This is a genomic window from uncultured Aggregatibacter sp. (assembly GCF_901873365.1).
Classification (GTDB): domain Bacteria; phylum Pseudomonadota; class Gammaproteobacteria; order Enterobacterales; family Pasteurellaceae; genus Aggregatibacter.
On record NZ_CABFLM010000014.1, the window covers coordinates 1 to 983 of the forward strand.

General features: G+C 34.9%; 2 protein-coding genes and 1 pseudogene. 2 read left to right on the plus strand and 1 reads right to left on the minus strand.

The genetic code is table 11. The features are described from left to right. Window positions 1-145: pseudogene (locus QZ106_RS00355) on the plus strand (IS4 family transposase); the annotation flags it as partial. Window positions 146-154: 9 nt separating this feature from the next. Here QZ106_RS00355 and QZ106_RS00360 read toward each other — a convergent pair. After that, complete coding sequence (locus tag QZ106_RS00360; protein WP_000275180.1) at window positions 155-571, minus strand: helix-turn-helix domain-containing protein; 417 nt, start codon at window positions 569-571, stop codon at window positions 155-157. Window positions 572-658: 87 nt separating this feature from the next. Here QZ106_RS00360 and QZ106_RS00365 point away from each other — a divergent pair. Beyond that, window positions 659-983, plus strand: a 325-nt coding sequence (locus tag QZ106_RS00365; protein WP_295972832.1) for a TetR family transcriptional regulator, incomplete at its 3' end; no start/stop codon positions are given.

A 983-nucleotide genomic window follows, 5' to 3' on the forward strand; every position in this document is an offset into this window, starting at 1 on the left:
TCGAAACGTACTCTCAACAGTTCGCTTAGGCATGGAAGTTTTGCGGCATTCTGGCTACACAATAACAAGGGAAGACTTACTCGTGGCTGCAACCCTACTAGCTCAAAATTTATTCACACATGGTTACGCTTTGGGGAAATTATGAGGGGATCTCTCAGTGCATTGCCTCCAATTCCCATAATTTATTACGCCGATAATAACTTGGTGTAACCTTAAAAATGTACTTAAATCGACGTGTAAAAGATTGTTGGGAATCAAATTGATATTTTAATGCGATCTCAAGGATAGTTTTTTTCGTCAACCTCAACTCAACAGCCGCTTTCGTCAAACGACGAGCACGAATATAGCTAGCCAGTGTGACCCCTGTTACTTTTTTGAACAGCCGCTGAAAATACCACTTGGTATAACCCGCTTTATTCGCCACATCATCAAGCAGTAAAGACTGATCTAAATTATGTTCAATCCATAATAGAACATCTTTGATAACCGTTGTATGAAACTGCTTATCATCATATCTTAATTGGATGTTATTAGCTTTATTTTGATAGCGAGAATGCTGTTCAATATACATAAAATAACCTAAATGTTCTTAAGATTGTCACGACCACATCATCATGATACCATAAACATACTGACGGTATGTTATTTTAAATCTATCATGGAAAATAAAAATCATCAACAAGAAAATTTTAAGAGTACCTATCAATCACTGGTTAACTCAGCACGAATATTGTTTGTTGAAAAAGGCTATCAAGCTGTTTCAATAGATGAGATCTCGGGAAAAGCGTTGGTGACCAAAGGTGCCTTTTATCATCACTTTAAAAATAAAAAACAATTACTCAGTGCCTGTTATAAGCAGCAATTAATTATGATTGATGCCTACATCACAACAAAAACTGATTTAACAAATGGTTGGTCTGCCTTAGAAAGTATATTTGAACATTATCTTGATTATATTATTTATAATAATAAAAACCTTATCC

Bases quoted from the DNA above. Each gene is read 5' to 3' on its own strand.
- QZ106_RS00360 (WP_000275180.1), bottom strand. From the start codon at position 571: ATGTATATTGAACAGCATTCTCGCTATCAAAATAAAGCTAATAACATC.